18 protein-coding genes are annotated in these 20,180 nt (G+C 68.6%); 13 read left to right on the top strand and 5 right to left on the bottom strand.

All coding sequences use genetic code 11. The annotated features are described in order from the left end of the window. Positions 1-895 precede the first annotated feature (895 nt). Both ACFZDC_RS40955 and ACFZDC_RS40950 read left to right on the top strand, forming a co-directional pair. The gene (locus tag ACFZDC_RS40955) at positions 896-2,011 is read left to right on the top strand and encodes a hypothetical protein (protein WP_391332065.1); all 1,116 of its coding nucleotides are present in this window, start codon (positions 896-898) and stop codon (positions 2,009-2,011) included. Beyond that, on the top strand, positions 1,978-2,238 hold the full coding sequence (locus ACFZDC_RS40950; RefSeq protein WP_391332071.1) for a transposase: 261 nt from the start codon (positions 1,978-1,980) through the stop codon (positions 2,236-2,238). Before ACFZDC_RS40955 ends, ACFZDC_RS40950 begins: the two co-directional genes overlap by 34 nt. A gap of 374 nt (positions 2,239-2,612) precedes the next feature. Here the strand turns inward: ACFZDC_RS40950 and ACFZDC_RS40945 are convergent, their stop codons facing one another. The 3 genes from ACFZDC_RS40945 to ACFZDC_RS40935 all read right to left on the bottom strand — a co-directional run bounded on the left by ACFZDC_RS40945 (position 2,613) and on the right by ACFZDC_RS40935 (position 7,278). Then, a complete protein-coding gene (locus tag ACFZDC_RS40945) occupies positions 2,613-2,975 on the bottom strand; it encodes a hypothetical protein (RefSeq protein WP_391332063.1) in 363 nt (120 codons plus the stop codon). Between the two features lie 173 nt (positions 2,976-3,148). After that, a complete protein-coding gene (locus ACFZDC_RS40940; RefSeq protein WP_391332061.1) occupies positions 3,149-5,014 on the bottom strand; it encodes a DUF2637 domain-containing protein in 1,866 nt (621 codons plus the stop codon). A 914-nt stretch (positions 5,015-5,928) separates the two neighbouring features. Continuing rightward, positions 5,929-7,278 (bottom strand): hypothetical protein, encoded by a 1,350-nt coding sequence (locus ACFZDC_RS40935; protein ID WP_391332069.1) that lies wholly within the window; start codon positions 7,276-7,278, stop codon positions 5,929-5,931. A gap of 235 nt (positions 7,279-7,513) precedes the next feature. Between ACFZDC_RS40935 and ACFZDC_RS40930 the strand changes: the two genes are divergently transcribed. The 6 genes from ACFZDC_RS40930 to ACFZDC_RS40905 all read left to right on the top strand — a co-directional run bounded on the left by ACFZDC_RS40930 (position 7,514) and on the right by ACFZDC_RS40905 (position 11,170). Then, complete coding sequence (locus ACFZDC_RS40930) at positions 7,514-7,933, top strand: ATP-binding protein (protein WP_391332059.1); 420 nt, start codon at positions 7,514-7,516, stop codon at positions 7,931-7,933. Next, positions 7,930-8,337, top strand: a complete 408-nt coding sequence (locus ACFZDC_RS40925; RefSeq protein WP_391332058.1) for a DUF6415 family natural product biosynthesis protein — start codon at positions 7,930-7,932, stop codon at positions 8,335-8,337. The genes ACFZDC_RS40930 and ACFZDC_RS40925 overlap by 4 nt, the downstream gene beginning before the upstream one ends. Further along, a complete protein-coding gene (locus ACFZDC_RS40920) occupies positions 8,334-8,705 on the top strand; it encodes a hypothetical protein (protein ID WP_391332057.1) in 372 nt (123 codons plus the stop codon). Before ACFZDC_RS40925 ends, ACFZDC_RS40920 begins: the two co-directional genes overlap by 4 nt. A gap of 187 nt (positions 8,706-8,892) precedes the next feature. After that, positions 8,893-9,114, top strand: coding sequence for a hypothetical protein (locus ACFZDC_RS40915; protein WP_391332056.1), 222 nt, complete (start codon positions 8,893-8,895; stop codon positions 9,112-9,114). Next, positions 9,111-10,091, top strand: coding sequence for an ATP-grasp ribosomal peptide maturase (gene tgmB, locus ACFZDC_RS40910; RefSeq protein WP_391332054.1), 981 nt, complete (start codon positions 9,111-9,113; stop codon positions 10,089-10,091). Before ACFZDC_RS40915 ends, tgmB begins: the two co-directional genes overlap by 4 nt. Then, entirely contained in the window at positions 10,088-11,170 is a 1,083-nt protein-coding gene (locus ACFZDC_RS40905) for a methyltransferase domain-containing protein (RefSeq protein ID WP_391332051.1), read from the top strand. Before tgmB ends, ACFZDC_RS40905 begins: the two co-directional genes overlap by 4 nt. A gap of 129 nt (positions 11,171-11,299) precedes the next feature. On the opposite strand, the gene ACFZDC_RS40900 is transcribed toward ACFZDC_RS40905, so the two are convergent. Then, positions 11,300-11,509 (bottom strand): DUF397 domain-containing protein, encoded by a 210-nt coding sequence (locus tag ACFZDC_RS40900; RefSeq protein WP_391332067.1) that lies wholly within the window; start codon positions 11,507-11,509, stop codon positions 11,300-11,302. A gap of 167 nt (positions 11,510-11,676) precedes the next feature. On the opposite strand from ACFZDC_RS40900, the gene ACFZDC_RS40895 reads away from it, so the two are divergent. Next, a complete protein-coding gene (locus ACFZDC_RS40895) occupies positions 11,677-12,234 on the top strand; it encodes a DUF6082 family protein (protein ID WP_391332049.1) in 558 nt (185 codons plus the stop codon). Positions 12,235-12,500: 266 nt separating this feature from the next. Here ACFZDC_RS40895 and ACFZDC_RS40890 read toward each other — a convergent pair whose 3' ends face one another. Continuing rightward, positions 12,501-13,883 (bottom strand): hypothetical protein, encoded by a 1,383-nt coding sequence (locus ACFZDC_RS40890; protein WP_391332047.1) that lies wholly within the window; start codon positions 13,881-13,883, stop codon positions 12,501-12,503. A 162-nt stretch (positions 13,884-14,045) separates the two neighbouring features. On the opposite strand from ACFZDC_RS40890, the gene ACFZDC_RS40885 reads away from it, so the two are divergent. The 4 genes from ACFZDC_RS40885 to ACFZDC_RS40870 all read left to right on the top strand — a co-directional run bounded on the left by ACFZDC_RS40885 (position 14,046) and on the right by ACFZDC_RS40870 (position 20,014). Further along, positions 14,046-14,375, top strand: a complete 330-nt coding sequence (locus ACFZDC_RS40885; protein WP_391332045.1) for a hypothetical protein — start codon at positions 14,046-14,048, stop codon at positions 14,373-14,375. A gap of 114 nt (positions 14,376-14,489) precedes the next feature. Next, positions 14,490-15,434, top strand: a complete 945-nt coding sequence (locus tag ACFZDC_RS40880) for an AAA family ATPase (protein WP_391332044.1) — start codon at positions 14,490-14,492, stop codon at positions 15,432-15,434. After that, on the top strand, positions 15,380-15,916 hold the full coding sequence (locus ACFZDC_RS40875) for a hypothetical protein (protein WP_391332042.1): 537 nt from the start codon (positions 15,380-15,382) through the stop codon (positions 15,914-15,916). The genes ACFZDC_RS40880 and ACFZDC_RS40875 overlap by 55 nt, the downstream gene beginning before the upstream one ends. Before the next feature lie 444 nt (positions 15,917-16,360). Further along, complete coding sequence (locus ACFZDC_RS40870) at positions 16,361-20,014, top strand: tetratricopeptide repeat protein (protein ID WP_391332041.1); 3,654 nt, start codon at positions 16,361-16,363, stop codon at positions 20,012-20,014. Positions 20,015-20,180 lie beyond the last annotated feature (166 nt).

The raw sequence follows: 20,180 nt of genomic DNA, 5'->3' as shown, positions 1-20,180 counted from the left end.
CAACACCCAAAACACAGCCGAACTCTTCTCAGAGAACCCCCAACACCCCAGCTCACACCCACCCACCCACACCAACTACATAGCCCTCAATCACAGCCATCACCCGCGTCCAACAAGTCAACCTCGCGCTGGACTGCTCACTCGAAACAGAGACCGAGCAGCTCATCAACGAGCTCCTGGGCGGCTCGGGCACGACGGTACGCAAAGCTCTGTAGCCGCGGGTGCGCAGGGCCGCACGGTACGCGCTACTGGCTGCGGGCAACGTCCCGATCCGGGTAGGCGAGCAGTTCACTCAGGGCCGCCTCGTGGGACGCGGGCGGCCGGGTGCACCACTGCCCCGGTGATTCCCGTACGGTCTGCGCAACCGCGTGCGCGTGCTGGGCCAGCGTCCGTCGTCCAGGGCGGCCACTGGCGTCCTGAGAACGTCCGGTGACGACGACCGGCCCATGGATCGGGTACAGGGCGATGCCTCGCCGTAGACGCTGGTGCCCTGCGCCACGCAGTGCGCACTACTGGCCAAGGGCAACATCCCGAGCCGCGTAGGCGAGCAGCTCACTCCGTGCCGCCTCGTTGGACACCGGCGTCCGGGTACGCCACTGGCCCAGTGTTTCGCGTACGGTCTGCGCAACCGCATGCGCGTGCTGAGCCAGACACTGAAGCCCTGTCGTTGACGGTGGATTGGCAAATCCACCGTCCCGTTGACAACGGCTACGTTCAGTAGGGGTCCCCCTGGGTCTCTGTCGATCTCCTGCGCATGTGCGGTGCCCCGTCCTCCGTACGGTTCCCAGCATGGCAGTACCCGCTCGGCTACCGCAGTTTTCGCAGGGTCGCTCGGGTGGGTGTGACTGCCGGCGTTCGGCTCCTGGGTGTCTGGCGTCGGCCGTAGGGTGCGGCTGTGGATGAGTTGCTTATTGAGCGGGTGCGGCTCCTTGATCAGCAGGGTCGGTCGGTGAAGGCGATCGCCAGGGCCCTGGGGATGAGCACCGCAGACGTTGTCGGGGTGCTGAATGGCGCGCTCGCGGCGTCGGGGCCGGGTCGCGGCGAGCCGCGTTGCTGGGTGAACACCGGCTGGAGCCGCGGTGTAGATCTTGAGCGTGCGCCGCAGTGGGCGGGCCTTGATCCCGGGGCTTCCGACGCGGAGGAGGTGCGCGGCCTGGTCGCGGTACTCGTCGCCGCGGACAGCACGCGCTCCACGAAGGCGCAGGTCGCGGGGTTCCTGCTGGACGTGTGGTGTCTGGGGGTGAAAAACGCTCTCGCCCCGGAGCCGATGAGTGAGGGTCGGCTGGCCGGGCACCGGGGGCTCTACTTCAGCGCCTACGAGGGGCATGTGCAGGTTCCGGCCGACCTCGCCCGCGCTCTGGTGTTCGGGGCCGCCGCCTATGCGCGCGGCTTCGGGTTCGAACCCGAGGGGGAGCTCGCTGAGGAGTTCACGGAGGCTGCCGTGCTGCTTGGCGAACCTGCGGGCCCCAGCCCGATCGGCTTTGGCCGGGACGGCAAGCCTTCTTCGTCAACGGCCCCTACGACGATCCCGAGGCGGTGTTGCGGACGCTGCGGCGCGCGGTCGGCGACGACGGTTTCCACTTCGAGGTCGCCTTCCCCGAACAGCCGTCGCGGCGGCGTCGCTTGTTCGGGCCTCGCCGGTAGCGGTCGGGGCGCGGGAGCCGAACAGCGGTTCCCACTCGGGCGGGTGACGGGCGGGCTGTTCCCGTCCGCGGCCGGCCGGAGCGTCGGCAGCATCGGCGTTGTGGCGACCGCGTCCGGGGAGGGGAAGCCGATGCCCGCAAGTCCGATGGTGCCGGCGTCGCTGCTGGCGGTGCTGGGGAAGCTACGCGTGTTCACCACGCCAGGGTTCACGACGTTCACCGCGATGGTGACTGGGCTGGTCGCGCAGGCCGGGGCCGGTGACCGGGATACTGACCGGGGCGCGCCTGGCCGCACGACCGGGCCCATGCCTTCGTCTCCCGGACGCGCTGGAACATCGACAACCTCGAAATCGTGCTGGCCCATCTGATCGTCAGAACGCTACTGCCGCAGAGCGCAGCAATCACGGTCGCGGTCGACGACACCTTGTTCAAGCGGAGCGGGAAGAAGGTGTTCGGTGCGGCGTGGCAGCACGACGGGGCCCGCCAGAGGTCCGAAGCCGGTCGGGCGCGGAACGTGCTTCGTGGTGGTCGGGATCGTCGTGGAACTGCCGTTCCTCACCGGCCGGTGTGCCTGCCGGTGACGGCCCGGCTGTAGTGGGCGAAGACCGGACCGTCGAAGGTCGAACCCGCCGCGTCGATGGTGAAACTGCTGGCCGTGTGCCTGAATCGGCCCCTGCACGTGGTGGCGGACGCCGCCTAACACGGCAGGGCCCTGCGCCACCTGCCCGCGGCGATCACCCTCACCACCCGGCTGCCGGCCAGCGCCGTGCTGTTCGACCTCGAGCCGCCGCCGACCAAGAAGCGCGGCCGCTCCGGCCTCAAGGGCACCAGGCTGGGCACGCCCGCCGAACTCGCGGTGACCGCCCCGTTCACGACCACGCGCGTCACCCGATACGGCCGCATCGACCAGGTCGGGATCGCCGAGGTCAAGGATATCGGCAAGGAGACGCTCGTGGAGCGGGGTGAGCTTCACCCGGTGGTCTCGTCGGCCGGAGCAGTGCGGGGCAGCTCGGGGAAGGCGTCCTCCCACACCTCACGGATGTAGGGGCTGACCAGGCGACGCAGAACGGGCCACTGTTCGGCCAGCAGCCGGTGGTGCAGGAAGGCTGCCAGGTCCTCGCGCAGGCCCTCAGCGAGGACGGTCCGGTAGAGGGTCATGCGGGACTTCGGGCGGTCCAGACTGTAACTCGTCCGCCCGGACCAGACGACGTGGAGCGGCAGGTCGACAGTGCCCTCGACGGGGCCGACCAGCTCCTCCAGGCGCTCGGGCAACCGACTGCGGTAACGGTCCCGCAGCACTTCAGCGCGCAGGGCGGTGGTCGTCACATCCATGCATCCAGTATCGCTGGTATGAGGGGGCGCCATGGCAGATACCCGGCACTCCTGCCGTATGGGTGGCGCCGTCCCCCTCCCCGGCATCTCACCGGACAAACCCCTCACCACATCATCACTCGCCCCCGCAGCCGGTTGATGCTTGATGTTGCGTGGTGGTGAGCGGGGGGTTCTCACTGCTGTGACCGCGCGTGGTGGCGGGTCAGTGCCTGCCAGCGCCGTTCGAAATCGACGGCCTGCTCGGCGATGTAGTCGGCTGTGAGGGGCCGGTTGTGCTGCGCGGTGATCCCGTGGGCTGCGCACTCCTGCGCAACGGCGTCGAGCGACGGGTTTTCGTTGCGCACCCGCTGTTCCGCCCAGAAGTTGTAGACACGGAACGGCAGGAGGTAGCGGCGCAGCGTGGAGGGGCTGACCGGCTTTCCGCCGCGGCCGGTCATGCCCTTCCTGCCGGCGAGGTAGGCGGAGAGCTGCTCGGCCTTGGGTTCCTCGCCATGCTCGGTCTGGTACTCGGTCCAGGCGAGGTAGTAGCGGTCGACGGTGGTGAGCGCTGCGGGCTCCCCGGACCTGTCGGCCTCGCCCGGCGGCTCGTCGATGGGGGCGCTCACCCGGGGGCTGCGCGTCTCCTTGACGGGGTGCGCGCCCGCGGCGGCCGGTGTCTCCTCAGACTCGGCCTCGTTCGGGAGGGACTCGCCGGCGGGTGCCTGCGCGGCGCGCTCTGTTGTTTCCTCGTCGGCGGGCGGCTCCGTCTCCTCGAACTCACGCTGCCCGAAGGTCGCGACGAAGCCCTCCAGGTCTTCGCCCGACAGGGGCCGGCCGTTGCCGCCGGTGATCTGGTCCCGCTCGTAGACGTACGCGGCGAGAGCGGCGGCATCCGGGTACGCCCCGTGCTCTTGGGCGTAGGTGAGCCAGGCGTTGGAGAAGTAGTCACCCCATCCGTCGTCGGCGTCGCTCGGGTCTTGGGGCTCGCTCCCGCTCTCGGCTGCGGGGGTATGGCGCTGTTTGAGGAGCTGCAGCAGGGGTTCGAGTTGCTCGTCGGACAGTGGCCCGCCGGCCGCGGTGGCGATGCCGTACTGGTCTTGGAGCCACAGAGCGAACTGCGCGCGCGTGGGCTCGACTCCAAAGGCGGCGATCCAGTCCTGGTAGGCGTTGGCGAGGTGTTGGGCGTTCCCGTCGTCCACGAGAGCGTGCGACGGCTCCGGGGGTGCAGTCCGCGGCTGCTCCACCGGCTGGGGCTGCGCGCCGCGCACCGGCGCCAGTTCCTTCTCCCGGTCGACGGCGGCCTCGAGTTCGGCGCTCTGCCGCTGACCGGGAACCGGGGCCTGCTCGACCGTGAACTGAATCGGAAGCTCGTCAATGCCCGCGGCCGCAAGGCCAGCCGGGGCCGTCTCAGCCAGGGGGACGCCGTAGCGGGCGAGTCGGAGCGGCATCAGCGACTCCACCGGGGCCTTGCGGCGCCAGGCGCGGCCGAAACGGGAGCGGAGGCCGGCCTGGTAGACGAGTCGTTCCTGTTCGACCTTGATGACCTGGTCGTAGGAGCGGAGCTCCCACAGCTTCATGCGGCGCCAGAGTAGGAACGTGGGGATCGGCGAGAGGAGCCAGCGGGTGAGGCGGACTCCTTCCATGTGCTTGTCGGCGGTGATGTCGGCGATCCGGCCGATCGCGTGGCGGGCGGCCTCGACCGCGACGACGAACAGGACCGGGATCACCGCGTGCATGCCCACGCCCAGCGGGTCAGGCCAGGCGGCCGCCCCGTTGAAGGCGATGGTGGCGGCCGTCAGGAGCCAGGCCGTCTGCCGCAGCAGCGGGAAGGGGATACGGATCCAGGTCAGCAGAAGGTCCAGGGCCAGCAGGACACAGATACCGGCGTCGATGCCGATCGGGAAGACATAGGCGAAGGTGCCGAAGCCCTTCCTCACCGCCAGTTCACGGACCGCCGCGTACGAACCGGCGAAACCAATACCAGCGATGATCACAGCACCGGCCACGACCACACCGATCAGGACCCGGTGTGTTCGGGTCAACTGCAGTGGCGCTGCCACCCGTTACTCCCCTTCAAAAATCAGCTGTGCCACGGCCCACCCTGTCATATAGGCAATAGGCCACGGGAGGGTTTGAGCACATGCCTGGCTGAAACAGGCTGGAAGGACATGCAAGCTCGTCCCCCCGAGTAGTTGGAGTGACGGTTCCCTGCCGCAACCCACTGGCTTCCTGTGGAAGCCGCCCGAATCGCCTCCTTCCTGTGCACCTGGACGCCCTGAGCGCAGGCTCCGTCCGGTGGAGACATTTCTGATCACCGCGGCGGCAAGGTTGCGTCCAGGGAAGTGGTGTTCGGGTTCGACCGTCTGGCCTCACCGGCGCCGCGCTGGAGGAGTACCTGCTGCTCCCCGCACCCGCGGGGACGGTCCAGCCCGGCCAGACATCCGACTGGTCCGCCGTATGCGCCGCTGGCTGGAGCACCTCGCCGGGCACGGCATCACCACTGGGCCCGTGTTCCGGCACCTTCACAAGAACGGGCGGCCCGCGACGGCCGAGACCCGGGCGAAGGCGGCCACGAAGCGCGGCGTTCACCTGCGCGGTCACACGGTCAATGACCGGGTGAAGTACTGGTTCGCGGGGCCGGCCTGGTCGGTGACGGGCGGCCGATCACCTCACACGGCCTGCGCGCGGGCGGCGCCACTGATCTCGCCGAGCATAGTGCGACCGACACCGAGCTTGCGGATGCCGGCCGGTGGGCCAAGGGGTCGTCCATCCCCCGCAAGGTCTACGTGCGCCCGACGCAGGCCGCGAAGAAGGACCCGCTCGACAAGGTACCCGTGCACAACCCCGGGGTCACCGCGGAGCAGTAGGGGCCCCGGATCGTCGTCTTGTCCAGCCACGCGCGCCGAGTAGGCCGTATCGTGGAGAGCGTCGCCTCCGGGGTGCCTCGACAGCTCCCCCGGAGGCGCCCCTCGTTTCAGGCTTTGGCCGCTGCAACCTCTCGCATGCGGCCGGTCAGCTCCCGCACCGCGCCCGTTCGAGCGTACGGGGCCAGGTCGGAGCGCATCGTGGCGAAGTGGTCGTCGCCGCGGACGGACGAGACATGTTCGTACTCGTCGAGGAACCGTGCCCACGACTCGCACGAGGCATCCAGGTGTCCGTGGCGCAACTGCCGTTGTGCGAGCACCGCGTAGGCGTGTGCCCGGCCTTGCCGCTCCTGCGCTGGCTGCACTCGGATCGACTGCTTCATCGCGCGGATGCTGCCCGCCAGGTCGCCCTCCTCCTTCAGCACATGGGAGACGTGAAAGAGGTAGGCGGTCCGGTCGTATCCGCCGATGGCGTCCCGCCGATTGTCTGCGCGCCCGAGTGCCTCCTCGGCCTCGCGCAGCCGGGCGTGGGCCTGGCTGCGGTCGCCCACCATCGACGCCGCGTGCGCCTGTTGCCCGCGCAGGAAGGCCACCAGGCGGGGACCGGCCGACGGTGCGGCTTCGGCTGCGGAGTCCGCCAACTGGAGCGCCATCCGCCCGTGGCCCAGGTTCGATGCCTGCAACGACATGCCGCGCAGCGTCCGGCAGTAGGTGACGTGGTCGCCGGCCTCGTCGGCGAGTTTCAGCGCCTTGACGTAGTACGTCTGCCCCAGGCCGTGGGCTTTCTCGTACATGGCCATCCAGCCCGTGAGGTACGTCAGGTCGGATGCGGCGGCGAGCATGTCCCGGTGCACGGTCTCGGAGGCCTGCGCCCGCAACCAGGGCCCCACCGTGTTCACGAGGAACGCGGCCGCCATCGGCCGGGCGTGACCAGCTCCGAACTCATCCAGGATGTCCGCGATCCGCTCTGTCATGGACCGAACCGAGGCGACTTGTGAGGCCCCGATCCGGGTGGTGGCCTTGCCCGGTGTCACCGGGTCGTCGGCGGCCCGCGCACTGCGTTGAAACACAGGCACGGACATGGCAGCAGAGAAGACGGTTGCGGCTAGGACGCCGCGGCGGGATGGGTCCATGTCCGCCCTTCCTAGGTCGATCAACTCCTCCACAGTGTCGATTGATTGAAGGGTGTCACCGGACCGGCCCGGTTGAAGCCCGGCTTCCGCATGGGTGACCGGTCGCCCTAACCGTGCGGAGAGTGCCTCGAGAATCAGCGGCCTGACCTCGGGTTTCGGCGGCGTACCGGCGATCCAGTGCGCAACGGCCGTGCGGTCGTACGTCAGATGCAATCCCGCCTGGGGGCCGAGCCGATTGACTTGCTGCGCCAACTGCGTGCGAGTCCATCGTGCCTGCTCAAGCAGCCTGTCCAGGGCGGGGTTGGGCGTGCGTTTCCTCGTGGCCATGTCCTCAACTCCCGACAGCTCCATGGCGTTCACGGTGTTCACGGTCCCACCTGCCCACCACGGTACCCGCAGACAGTGACCGAGCGATTACCTCTTACATGGAAAGCGAACGATCTCGGCCCAGGGAGCAGCGGTGACGAGCGCACCACCCTTGAAGACTGGCTTCGCCACACCTTCGGGTGATCTCGGCGGCTGCGAGCGCAAACCCCTCCGCCCACGCCTGGCCGCTGATCTGATGAGCGTCAGCTTCGCGGTGTCCGTCCATTCCGCCGGGGGAAGCGTCGACGAGGCCGACGCGCGCCGCGTGAGGATGGCCCGCCTGGTCACGGCGGCCCGGCTGCGGTACTGCGGCCTGGACGCGCTGATCGACGACGCGGCACTCATCGTGTCCGAGCTGGTCACCAACGCGATCCTGCACAGCGGCGGCACGCAGGTCACGTTCACCATGGCGGTCCGTGATGGCGTGCTGCACCTGGCCGTGCACGACGAGATGCCCGGCGGGCCGGCGGCCTGCGCCGCGGACAGCGAATCCGAGCGCGGCCGCGGCCTGTTCCTCGTCGACGCCCTCGCCCGCGAGCACGGCGGGAAGTGGGGCAGCACCGACGAAGGCGCGACCATCTTCTGCGATCTCGCGCTGACGGGAGCCTCGCAGTGACCGCGGTCGGGGCGTTACCGAGGTACCCCGCCGAACGGTGGACGCCGCCCGACATCGACCTGGGGGTGCTGCTGGAAAAGCTGCAGCAGTGGCAGCCGTTCGCCGGCGACGCCTTCCTCGACGACGCCACAGCCATCCTCGAGGACTCGCCCGGCGAGGAACTGGTGGAGGAACTGGTGGAGCGGATGCGCGGCTACTCGATGCGCCTGGTGGACATCGCGCTCACCCACGCACCGCAGAACGACACCACCACGGAGCTGATCACGCAGGCGCGCGCCGTGCGCTCCGAGGAGCCCCCCGGCGACTACCGGCAGGCCGTGGGATTCCTGCGGCGGATGGCCTCCATCTTCCTCGCGCTGTTCGAGCACCTGGTCACCACCAAGTGCGTACGGGAGGCAGCGTGAAAGCCTCCCCCACCATCAACGCCGCCCACTTCCGCCGCACGTACCAGACCGTGATCGGTGAGACGCGGATCGGCCGTCGAGACCTGAACGAGGAACACGATGAGCATCGCGCCCACCTGGGCGGTCTCCTACAAGGACAACTCCAGCTTCTACTCCTAGACCTCGAGCCACGCGTCTCCGAGATGCGCCAGGATCTCCGCGCGACCGCCATACACGTCATCACCCGCGCCAGTGGGGCCCTGTCGCTGAGTGCGGCCGACGCCCGGGACCCTGCCCACCTGTACGACATGGCGGTCCTGGTGCGCTCGCTCCTCACGCTGTGCCAGTTCCCGGCGTCCCCGCCGCTCACCAGCTCCGCCCGCAGTTGACCCGGCAGTCGGCACGGGCGGAAGTGCGGCGCTGGGGCCACCCCCCGATGGGTTCCAGCGCCGCACGTAGATGACGCGCATGCGCCTTACCCCAAGACTCCCGCACCGGCTCACCTGGGAAAGCCCCCCAGACGGTACGGGCGGCCCGGCCAACACCCGGGCATCACACACATCACTGGAGGACTACATGACCGCAACACTCGTCCCGTTCGGCGCGCAGGCCGCCGCGCCTCCCTGCCTGGTCACGACGTCGATCAAGGGCGTGACCTGGAACGAAGAGCTTCAGCTCAACCTGCAGGCCGACGGCACGCCGTGGCACACGTCCGACCTGGCGGCGTCGACCACCGACACCAACCTCGACGGCCAGGGCGACGACGTCTCCGACCCGTACTTCGCGCCTGCGTCATGACCGCCGCCGCCCGCCCTGTGCTCGTCGTCGCTGAACAACTCGACCCGTCAGCGGACATGGTCGTGGACCAGCTCAACCAGCGCGACGTCCCCGTGATCCGTTTCGACGCCGCCGAGTTCCCCCAACAGCTCACGCTCACCGCCGGCCACGCGCCGACAGAGCCGGGCTGGACGGGAACCCTTGACGATGGGCGCCGGACGGCGCGGCTTGAGGACGTCCGGGCCGTCTACTGGAGGCGGCCCGGACGCCCCGTCATCGCCGACGCCGTTCCCGAGCCCTACGCCACCTGGGCGCAGAACCAGGCCGATTGCGCGCTCCTCAACGTGGTTGCGGCTCTACCCGGCGCCCGGTGGATCAACAACCCGCACCAGGACCGGATCGCCTCCCACAAGCCCCAACAACTCGTTGTGGCCACGCGCTGCGGTCTCCGTGTGCCCCGCAGCATGATCACGAACGATCCGGATGCCGCCCGCGATTTCGCCAAGCAGGTCGCCGGCCCGCTGATCTGCAAACCGGTCCTCGGTGGACGCCTACCGGTGGACCAGGGCCGAGAACTCATGGTGGCCACCCACTACGCCGACCCCGCCACGTTCGACGCCACCATCCGCACCACCGCCCACTACTTCCAGGAGGCCATCGAGAAGGCGTACGAGGTGCGGCTTGTCGCCGTCGCCGGCCAGGTGTTCGGCGGCACCCTGCACACGTCCTCGGAGAAGGCACGCACCGACTGGCGCACCGACTATGAGCACATCGCCTACGGCACCGTTGACGCGCCCGAGGAGACCGCCACAGGCGTGCGGCGCTTCCTGGCCCACTACGGCATCGTGTTCGGCAGCTTCGACTTCGCCGTGACTCCGGCCGGAGAGTGGGTGTTCTTCGAGAACAACCCTGCGGGAACCTGGGCCTGGGTGGAAAACCGCACCGGGCTCCCGATCGCCGCCGCACACGCCGACTACTTGCGAGGAGCCTGCGCATGACCGGGCTGGACAACGACACCGCAGCCGCGTTGCGAAAGGACTTCGCCAACGCTCTCGCCCCCGCCCACACCAGCGCATGGCGGGACGCATTCGCCTCTGTCCCCCGCCACGTGTTCGTGCCCTCCTTCTACGCCCAGGGCCCGGACGGCGCATGGCAGAACGTGGGCCCGGATGACGCCGGATACCTAGAAGCCGTCTACTCCGACCGGGCGCTGACGACCCAGCTCGATGAGCGAGGCATCCCCACCAGCTCCTCCAGCGAGCCGTCCGTCATGCTCGCGATGCTCGACGCACTCGACGCCACCGAGGGCGACACCGTTTTCGAGCTGGGCACCGGCACCGGCTACAACGCGGCCCTCCTATCCCACCGGCTCGGCGAGCAGAACGTCACCACGATCGACGTCGATCCGGACCTCACCGCAGCAGCCACGCAACGCCTGGCCGACGCCGGCCTTCACCCGTTCGTCGGCACCGGTGACGGCGCCGGCGGATGGCCGGACCGCGCCCCCTACCAGCGGTTCATCGCCACGGCCGCACTTCGTGCGATCCCGGACGCGTTCCTCGAACAGGCCGCGCCCGGCGCGGTCATCGTGGCCCCGGTCGGGTACGGCATCCTGCGGGTCGCGGTGACCGCCCCAGGCCACGGCACCGGATGGTTCCTGCCGACCCCGGCCCACTTCATGCCGCGCCGGACGTCGTCCGCCCCGCCCGCGTTCGCTGCGGCGGAGGCAGCGGAGCCCACCACGACCGCCACGGCGCCGGGCGACGTCCTGGGGCGACTCCGGTTCCCTCTCTCACTCGCGCTGCCCGGGCACACCACGTGTTCGTGGCGCGGCGAGGGGGGCGAGCTGGCAGCCGTCGGTATCTGGACGGAGGATGGGTCGACCGCGACGGCTCACGTGTCCGGCAAGGTACGCCAGGTCGGGCCGCGCCGCCTGTGGGACGTCGTCGACACGCTTGCCGAGACCTTCGCCGATGAACCGGAGCGGCAGGAGTTCCACGTCAGCATCACGCCTGACAGTCAGACCGTGTGGTACCGGACGCAGGATGGGCCCACCTGGGACCTTCCGAAGGCCTGATCTCCGGCCCCGACCGGCCCCGTCCGTCCGCTCCCCCCGTGGCGGATGGGCGGGGCCTTTCCCGTGCGGGAGGACTGCAGAGACGGCCGCGGCCTGGGCGGCCTCACGCCCACACCAACCGCCTCCACCTCAGCATTCGCACGCGTCGGTCATGCCGGGAGCAGTATAAAACTTCGCCGAAATGAATTTATGCCAAGCTAGCTCACTAAACACCAGGCCTACCCCTCGAGCATCACGCACCCCCACAGCAGACCCAGATCGTGCCACCTCTAGGCAACTAGCACCGTCGCCGCACGCGCTACTCTTTCGCCACAAGGCATCATTGAAATAAAAGCGCATCATGAAGCTCTCTCTTAACGGCCATCGCCACTCATGACGGATGACGCATGTCCATGCCATGATAAGTCTGCACCCCGTCGACGCAGGGAGTCGAAGTGGCGAGAAGAATTCGTAGGTTGCGAGGTCGCGGCCACTGGACTACCCGCCTTTATCTCCTCGCGGGTTTAGTGATTATTTCCCTGCCGGCTTTCCTCTTATTGGCTCCATTTGCGCTGCTAGCTATCAGTCACGTCGGTCCGCATAGCTGGCAAAAGTTGAACGATGTGGCGGGTACCTACGGTGGCCTCGCCACGGTCTTCAGCATGCTGGCGCTTGCCGGAGTGGTCGTCTCGCTGGTTTTACAAGCGCATGACACCGCGATCAATCGCGTCATGACTCATCGCTCCATGCACAGCGAGCTGCTCTCTAAAGCATTGGACGATCCTGCATTGCGCGCCTGCTGGGGTCCGCTCACCGGCAATGACGATCAGGATCGGCAACATATCTACACCAATCTCATATTCTCATTCTGGCGCTCTATGTTTGAAATAGGAATGATCCAAGACGAAGAGTTACATGCGTTGTGCGCTCAGGTTTTCATAGCTGAGCCAGCTCGCGGATACTGGGCTCGCGTAAGTGAACATCACAGAGAGCATCACGAGTCCGACCGGGACAAACGATTCACTCGCATCTTGGACGAAGAATATGAAAGGGCCCGAGCATCGTTGGTCTTCCCGGATACGTAGGCATCGGCGCATCGGAAAGGCACCCCCGTGTCGCCGAGTTGCGGCGCGCGGTGGGGCGGGTGGCGCTCGCGGCGGGGACGGTTCCCGAGGCCGAGCGGCGTGCGGTGATCGCGTCCCGGCTGCCGGCCCACTGGTGGCCGGAGCGGGCGCTGAAGGTGGTCGCGGTGGCGCCGTCGCGGCGAGCTGTGCCGTGCCGGGTGTGTGGTCGACGCCCGTAGTGTGATCGACGGCCGGCCAGCAGCCTCAGCGCCCCAGTCTTCGGTGCTCTAGCGACGAATTTCGGGAGGCGGACATCCTGGTCGTTGCAGTCCGGCTTCGTCGCGGGCAGCCCGGCGGACGCGTTGTTCCACCTCGAACCGATTGAGTCGCTTGGCCTGTGCGTACCGGGTGACTGCTGCTTGTGCGCGTGCTGCCGCCTCGAACCACGCCGTGCGCTGATGCCGCCGTTCCTCGTCACAGCTCAGCTGTTCCAGCCTGCGGCGGGTGAGGTCGGCCGCCTGCTGAGCTGCGATCACGGCTTCGAGACCGACAGCGTCTTCTCTCCGCACGCCACCGTGGACATCGGTGCCAGGGACGGGGCTGGCAGGTAGCGGCGCGGCTTCGCTTGCCGGTGGGGCCGCCTGTCTGGGGATGTGGTGCAACGCTGTCGCGATCGGAGCGGGTGCCGGCAGTGGGGAGGGCTCCGCCTCTCGGGTGGGTCTGCAGGTGGGGCGGTTGTAGCTGGCTCTGTCCGCGGAGCCGGACGTGTCGGGGGCGGGTGGCAGCTGCGTGTCGTCGGCCTGGAGGTCTTCCAGGCGGTCGCGGTCGGCGTCGGTGACCCAGAAGCGATGCTGTTTCGTGGCGGTGCGGAACTGGATGGGCACGATCAGACCGGCGGCGGTGCCGCGGACGAGGTCGTCGAAGAGGATGCCGTGGGGTGTGGGGGTGGCGTGTGCCTTGCCGCAGCGTCGCGCCCCGTGGGGGCAGGGGTGGACGGCGTGGATGTCGCAGCGCCAGAAGTCCAGGGTGCGGTAGCCGGACACGACGCGGAGGTCGCCGGTCTTGGCGATGACGTAGGCGGGGAGGTTGTCGCTGCGGGTCCAGTGGCTGTCGTGCCGGTTGGCGTAGTCGGCCCGGTCGGTGTGCCAGGCGGGAGTGATCCCGTTCTTCTCCGCCCTGGAAGCGCGTGCCCGGACGCTGCGGGGGCCTTCGGTGCCGGCGGAGCAGAGCTGGATCTCCCAGCCGAAGCGCCGTCCGTCGGCGCCCTCGATGAGGGTGTCGGTCTGGATCCAGCTGCGTCCCACCCGGGTACGGACCTCGCTGTCCCCCGCGTAACCGCCCTCCCGGGCGGCCTTGAGGATGCGTTCTTGGTAGGCCTTGTGCTCGTCACTGAGGGGAGCGGTGTGGCGTTCCTCGTCTTCCGCACGCTCATGGACGGCTTCGCGCCTACCGTTGCGCACCCGCAGGAACATAGGCGCCTCCACGCCAGTTTCCTGGCACACGCCCCCGCACTGCAGCTCCCGCTCTCGTACCGGCACTCCCCGCGCCGAATACATACGGTCCATGGCGTAGACCGTGCTCCACAGATCCTCGTACTCCTCGTGCCCCAGGTCCGCCCGGGTCAGATCCAGATAGATCCGCAGCTTCCTGTGCCAGACGATGTTGGCCACCCACAACCGCCCTTCCCCACACGAACACCGACACAACCGACGGTAAAGGGGGCCACTGACAAAGCATCAGGTGCAGGGCGGACAGACGTACCTATCAGGCCACGCGACAAGCACGCCTCACGTGACCAGGAGACCTGCTGGCTGAGCGGCAGGTGGGTCCCGGTGGAGTTCCTCTACCGGCACATGCTGGCCGACCTGCCGTGGACGGCCTACCACTGGCAGGACGCGGCCGAGGAATGGGCGCTGGGCGGTGGCAGCCGCGAGGACGAGGTGGCCATCACCCTGGCCGTGAAGGAGCGCCACCGCCGCACCCGCCGCGGGCCGACATCCGGCGCGCCGGCCACGCCGCTGGACCCCGACACCATTCCCGCCGCCCCCTCGCTGCCCGTGCCGGCCCGGGATGTCGACAACGGCCGCTACACCCTGCCCTCATTTGCCCCGGCCCACTCCGAGGACGACCCGCCGCCGGCCGGCCCCGCTGCGCCGGCATGAACCCGCACGCCGCTTCACCCACCGAGGAGAGCTGATGAAGACCACCGTGCCCGCCCCGTCCGATGCCCGGGCCGAGATCGCCCACCTGGTGCGCACCACGCCGCCCCTGCCCGCATGGATCTCCTCCTGGGAGGGCTGGGACCGGTTGTGCGCACCGAGTTCAATCCGCCCGACCTGCTGGACTGCGCACCCGCGGACGTGGATGTCGACGAGGACGACCCGCGGGTGGACTACCACCGCCATCTGCTGATGATCGAGACCGCGTTCCTGGAGGACTGTCTGCTGCGGGCCCGAGGCACCTTCGGTGTCAACGGCAACCGGTACGAGGGCCTGCTGGACATGGTGATCGACGGCCCGGCCGGCACTGGCAAGACGTACCTGCTGCGGCTCATCGGCCGGGAGTTGCAGCGCAGGGTCGAAAAGCACTTCAGCGACCGGATCCCGGTCGTGCACATCACGGTCCCGCACGACCCGGAGAACAAACTTAACTGGATATGGGAGATTGCTTCCTTCCTTGCTCTGGCACCCGAGCCCAAGAGCGAGGCGGAAGCCCGTCAGCTGCGCCGCATCCCCGACCTGTCCCTGCCCGTGCACACTGTCATGGAACGGAAGCAGACCCGCCTGCTGCTGGTCGACGACATCCAGCGGGTCTTGCCCGGCCAACTCGGCCCGATCCTGCACTACTTCGACTGCCTGCGCACCCGGCTCGGCATCACCACCACCTTCTGCGGCACCGGCGCGACCGACATCGTCCATGCCGCCCGCAAAGGCTGCGACCGCCGCGACGAGGCACTGTGGACCGCCCAGCAGGGGATGCAGCCCAAGGCCAGCGCCGCCGAGCTAAGGACGGCAGTGGCCAAGGAGCAGAAGGTGCGCAGCCTGCTGCCGGTCACCTGGGTGGACCCGCTTCCCTGGAGTGATGACGCCGAGGGCCAGGCCCCCTTCCTGGCCGAGGAGTGTCAGCGGTGTTGGAGACCCACTTGTCCTGGTACCGCGAGGGCCGGATGGACCAGTCCGAGTTCCGCTCGGTCACCAACCACTTGGCCCAGTCCGGGCTGACCCTCACGCACCCGATGCTGGGCTGCGGGATACTTTTGGACGTCGTGGGGAAACAGGTGAAGCTGCCTGTCGGGCGCATCCTGGAGCTTGTTGGCCTGTCGGTCGGGCCGCTCTGCATGCAGTTCTGGCTGTCGGCTGACACGGACGTGGTGTGCGATGTCAGGTACGTGGCGCCGGACACCCAGGTCCTCACCTTCATCCTCGGCGGGTTGACGGAGAACGAGCGAGAGCAGGTCAGCGATGCGGTTCAGCGACTGATCCAGCGGGAGTTGGACAGGACTGTCGCGCTGCTCGTCGATCCGGGCGGTGAAACAGCGGACGAGCACGATGACGCGCTGGTCCTGTATGGCCGACTACCGAAGGGCCCGCGCCCGGACCGAGTGCAGTTCCGGACGGACCGGCTCAGCGCCGTCCCGGCTGTTCTTGCTGGAGCAGAGGTGACGGATCTCGGCAACGGACTGAGTACAGTCCGCTGGCCATGATCACCGGGCAGGCTCGCGGAGCCAGAAGACGAGCGCCGCGAGGTGGCATCCGGCCCGGTATCGGGCGGCGAGTTCGTGCAGGGGCCCAGCAGGGCTGGCGGAAGGGGCACGGGTCCTCGTGGTGCGACGGCTCGCCGAGCGCCTCGTGTAGAGGGCAGGCGTCGCGGGGCGGGGCAGGCCCTGGTGGTCGACGACGTGGGCGCTGAGCTTGGAGACGGCTTCGCGTTTTCGCTGCAGGGAGACGGTGTAGTAGCGCTGGGTTGTCCGGACCGATTCTGTCAGCCGAACGGCAGTTCCTGGTCGGTCTGTCCGGCACGGAGGCCGAGCCGCCCGGCGGATCAGGCTACGCAGGCGGCACAGGACTGTCAGCCTCGGACAGTAGGGTCGATCACAGAGTGCGCATAGTCTGGCGAGGGCCCTGCGCACGCGGTCGGGGAGGGCGTCATGGATCCACTTTCACCTGCGGTTCTGGCTAAGGTAGCGGGGCCGGTGGCCGGCCGGTTCGGTATGAGCACCTTCCAGAAGCTCACTCGCGGCCGGCGGGTGGCACGTGCTGCGGCGAAGCGAGCGACGGCGGCAGGGGTGGCCGTCCGCGCGAAGTCGCTGCGTGTCTGGCTGTCACGAACGGATACTGCAGAGCAGTTGCGGCAGTGCACTGAATCTTCCCTCGAACAGGCCGCTCAGCGGCTGGTCTATTTGGTGCCCGGCCGTGATGGGGAGCAGCGCCGACTGGATGCGTTGCGGGTGCTGCGCATCGTGATGGAGGAGTACGTACGCTCGGTCTCGCCGCAGGAGGCAGCACTCTTCACCGGTGAGTGGGGGCGGCAGTCCGCCATCGAGGATGGGAGCAGGACCCGGGAGGCAGTCCTCGCTTCCCGCGACGACGTCCTTGGCCGTCTTGAGGCTCGTAGTGACTTCGATGCTACCCTGCGTACCCTCAGTCCGTGGTCGTCGCAGGAGGCACGACGTCTGCGTGCGGCGTGGCCCGCCGTAGAAACAGCAGTGGGGCTGCTAGCGGAGGTGGAGACCGAACGCGGAGCCGTGCTGCAGGGATGGGCCGTCGAGCATCCGGCCTGGCTGCAGCAGGCGCCGGCGCAGGCACTCGGCTGGCTCGGTCAGGTGGCGTCCGAGTACGGGATGCCGCTCGCTTCACGGGTTTTCTTCGAAGGGTGCCTGCGCGAAGGTGGGTATCCCCGGGACTACCTGGTGGCCCGGGCGGCACTGCATGCCGGCTCTGGCACGGAGCATGAGGTACGGGAGTACCTCGACGCGCACGAGGACGCAGCGTCGCCTTTGCTGGGTGCGCTGCGTGATTATCTCAACGAGGATTGGGCCGGGTGCCTGCGGCAGCTGGCCCGGTGGGAGCCGCACAACGCGTTGGCCGACTCGCTGCGTGTCCAACTCGAGGCCGAGGCGCTGACGCACGCAGGCCGGGGGAACGAGGCGCTGGCTCTGCTGCGGGCGGCCAACCAAGAGACCCAGGCCACGGGCACTGCCGTCCGCCTGGCCGTGGCGCTGTTGCAGCACGCTGTACACCACCGGACTCCCACTCGGCTGGCTGATGCCCAGGAGGCCTTGGCGGTGTCGGTCCGGGCCAGAAACAGCCGTCGTGCGTGGTACGGAGACAGCACCGAAGCGGCCCTCTTGGCCGTGCAGGCGGCTGTGCTGTGCGGGGACTTGTCCGCAGCGTGGAGCCTGACCCAGCCACCACCGGAGGGCGAGGCCCTGCCCCACGAGGCGGCTGACGGCAGGCTGCAGGAGCAGACCGCTCTTGTGGCGGCACTTTCAGGCCGGGAGCAGGAAGCGGAGAGGCTGCTGGAGGGCATGACCAATGCCTTCGCCAAGGCGCACGTCACGGCGTTGATCGCAGAGGTGCGCCGGGGCGGTGACACGGAGAACCCTCAGGTGAGGGGGCTGTGGCTGCAGGTGTGGGAGGCTGCGAGCACTGAGCAGGAGCAGCTGATCGCGGCGATGGGTCTGGCCGAGGCAGGCGCGGACCTCCCGGATCTGACACACCTCACGCCTTCTTTCCCCGAAGCGGTCGGGGAGATCGAGTTGTTGGCTCGGGCTCTCAAGGGCAGCTCCGGTGACGGGTTGGCCGTGCTGCGTGCCAACGTCACTCGGAGCCCCCTGATCGTTCTCAAGCTGGCCCAGCGCTACCACCGTGGTGGCGACCTTCAATCGGCGGCGCAGACGCTGAGGGACGGAGCCGATCACTGGCGCGATGTCCGTCTGATGGCCATGGCCGCAGGCCTCTTCCGCGCGTCTGGCTCCTACGCGTCCGCACGGGAGTGCGCGGATGCAGCGCTGAGGATGGCAGGGGCCGACTGGGCGGGGCAGGGGCGCATGTACGCCCTGCTCGTCGAGGTCGAGTCGGCCGACGGGCGCATGGACCAGGCGACGAACGCCGCGTTGCAGCTCCTCGCTCTCGACCCGATGGATTGTGATGCCCGATGGGCCCTGGCCCGGTGCTACGCGGCCCGAGCCATGCCCGAGCAGGCTTGGCAGACCCTGACCGAGCAGGGCACCCCCATGGAACCCCGCAGCCGGGATGAAGCCTTGTTGTGGATCGGCCTGGGCTCCGGGTTCTCCGTGGATGCGCATTTCACCGGCCGCGCCCTGGCCCTGATGCAGCGCTGGCCGGACGACGAGGACCTCCTTGGCCGGCTCCTGGGCGCGCTTCACTCGCGAGCAGCGGAAGCGGCAAGACCGTTGACGCAGCAGGACGCAGACCAACTCCGCGCCGCCACCGAGAACTACCTGGAGCGTTTCCCTGCCAGCACGGTTTTCCGCGCGGTCTCGGTAGGACCGCCGGAGAACCCCCTAGAGAATCTCACCGAAGAACTGCGCAGCGCCTATGAGCACACCAAGGAGGTACGCGAAAAGGTCGCAGGCGGCGAACTGCCTGTGGGACTGCTCTCATTGGCCGCAGGGCGGACCTACGCTGAGACCTGCATACGCCGCACCGCCGAACGACCGGTCGTGTACGCCGCCGACATCCCAGTCCACCCAGCGGAGACTCGGGCGGTGCAGGCTGCGCTCAGTGGGCGGGTAGTCCTCGACACCAGTGCCGCCTCCACGCTCGCCCTGCTGGAACCGGGCATGTGCGAGCAGTTCGTGGGCCATCTGCGGGCGCTCACGACGACCGACCAGCTTCTGGCGGACGCGCTAAAGGCTAAGGAGTCCATCACCCTGCGGTCCGACATGACCCTGGCTTGGGACGAACACAGCACCAACCCCACTGTGCTGGTCTCCGCGCCTGAAGATCTGGCCGCGCTGCGGTCCGCCGCAGCACGCCTGGTGGACATCATGCAGACCACCCCCCGGGTGTCGCGGCCCGAGCTGCGTAGCCTGCCGCAGCTGACCAGGGCGCACGGCACGGCATGGTTGACGGCTGTGGACTACGCCAAGGAGCACGGCCTCGTCCTATGGTGCGACGATCGGGTCCTGCGCGCTGTCGCGCGGGCGCAGGGTGTGGCCGCGTTCGGAACCCTGAGCCTGTTGGACGCCTGTGTGAGCGGCGGCATGCTGACGCCCGAGGAGGGCCTGGTCGTCAAGGCCGAGTTGCTGCGAAACTACTTCGTGGATATCCCGTTCTCGGCCAGGCTCTACCGCGTCGCAGCGCAGACAGACGGCTGGCAGGCGAAGGCGGTGGCCGTCGCCGTCTCGCGGCCCACCGCCTGGGCGGATCCGCAGGCGGCATCGGCATTCGCTCTCGATGCCGCCTCCCGGAGCATCGGTCCCCTGCCGCACGAGGCCTCGGGCTGGCTCAGCGCCGCCTACGCCGGGCTTCACCGTGCCACGCCCCCCTCACACCGCCGGCGCAACCTCCAGGTTCTCATCTTGCAAGCCCTCACCCAGCCGTGGGTCACGACGTCTTCGCTTCCGTTCGTCCTGGCGGGCCTGCGCACGGGTATAGACGCCGTCACCGACAGCGACGCCTCGCTGCGAGCCGCGCTCGCCCAGTACTACGGCGCTCTCGCCGACAAGATGGGGTACATCACCGCAGCCAGTGTGCTGATGAACCTGTTCGCCCTCACTGACGAGACGGACAAGGCCGTTGCGGCCCGCACAGTGCTGACACATCAGAGCCGGTGAGGCGAGCGGCGAAGCAGCTGGCGTGCCTTACCATGCGGCTGCCGCGTCGAGCCCGACCAGGCGCAAGAGGAGGTGACGTTGGGTGATCCCTGCGGTATGCCGGTGGTATGCGGTACGCGGATGGTGGGGGCCTGACTGCTGAGTGGCGGGCTGCGCGTGAGGAGAT

It is taken from the genome of Streptomyces sp. NPDC007905, from assembly GCF_042959345.1.
Lineage (GTDB): Bacteria > Actinomycetota > Actinomycetes > Streptomycetales > Streptomycetaceae > Streptomyces.
This window is presented reverse-complemented; position numbering and strand designations above follow the sequence as displayed.

What these genes read in the sequence shown, in the direction of transcription:
- tgmB (WP_391332054.1), top strand. Translation starts at nt 9,111, where the DNA reads ATGACCGCCGCCGCCCGCCCTGTGCTCGTCGTCGCTGAACAACTCGAC.
- ACFZDC_RS40880 (WP_391332044.1), top strand. Translation starts at nt 14,490, where the DNA reads ATGGATCTCCTCCTGGGAGGGCTGGGACCGGTTGTGCGCACCGAGTTC.
- ACFZDC_RS40900 (WP_391332067.1), bottom strand. Translation starts at nt 11,509, where the DNA reads ATGCGCTTTTATTTCAATGATGCCTTGTGGCGAAAGAGTAGCGCGTGC.
- ACFZDC_RS40915 (WP_391332056.1), top strand. Translation starts at nt 8,893, where the DNA reads ATGACCGCAACACTCGTCCCGTTCGGCGCGCAGGCCGCCGCGCCTCCC.
- ACFZDC_RS40875 (WP_391332042.1), top strand. Translation starts at nt 15,380, where the DNA reads ATGGACCAGTCCGAGTTCCGCTCGGTCACCAACCACTTGGCCCAGTCC.
- ACFZDC_RS40870 (WP_391332041.1), top strand. Translation starts at nt 16,361, where the DNA reads ATGGATCCACTTTCACCTGCGGTTCTGGCTAAGGTAGCGGGGCCGGTG.
- ACFZDC_RS40930 (WP_391332059.1), top strand. Translation starts at nt 7,514, where the DNA reads ATGAGCGTCAGCTTCGCGGTGTCCGTCCATTCCGCCGGGGGAAGCGTC.
- ACFZDC_RS40935 (WP_391332069.1), bottom strand. Translation starts at nt 7,278, where the DNA reads ATGGCCACGAGGAAACGCACGCCCAACCCCGCCCTGGACAGGCTGCTT.
- ACFZDC_RS40905 (WP_391332051.1), top strand. Translation starts at nt 10,088, where the DNA reads ATGACCGGGCTGGACAACGACACCGCAGCCGCGTTGCGAAAGGACTTC.
- ACFZDC_RS40945 (WP_391332063.1), bottom strand. Translation starts at nt 2,975, where the DNA reads ATGGATGTGACGACCACCGCCCTGCGCGCTGAAGTGCTGCGGGACCGT.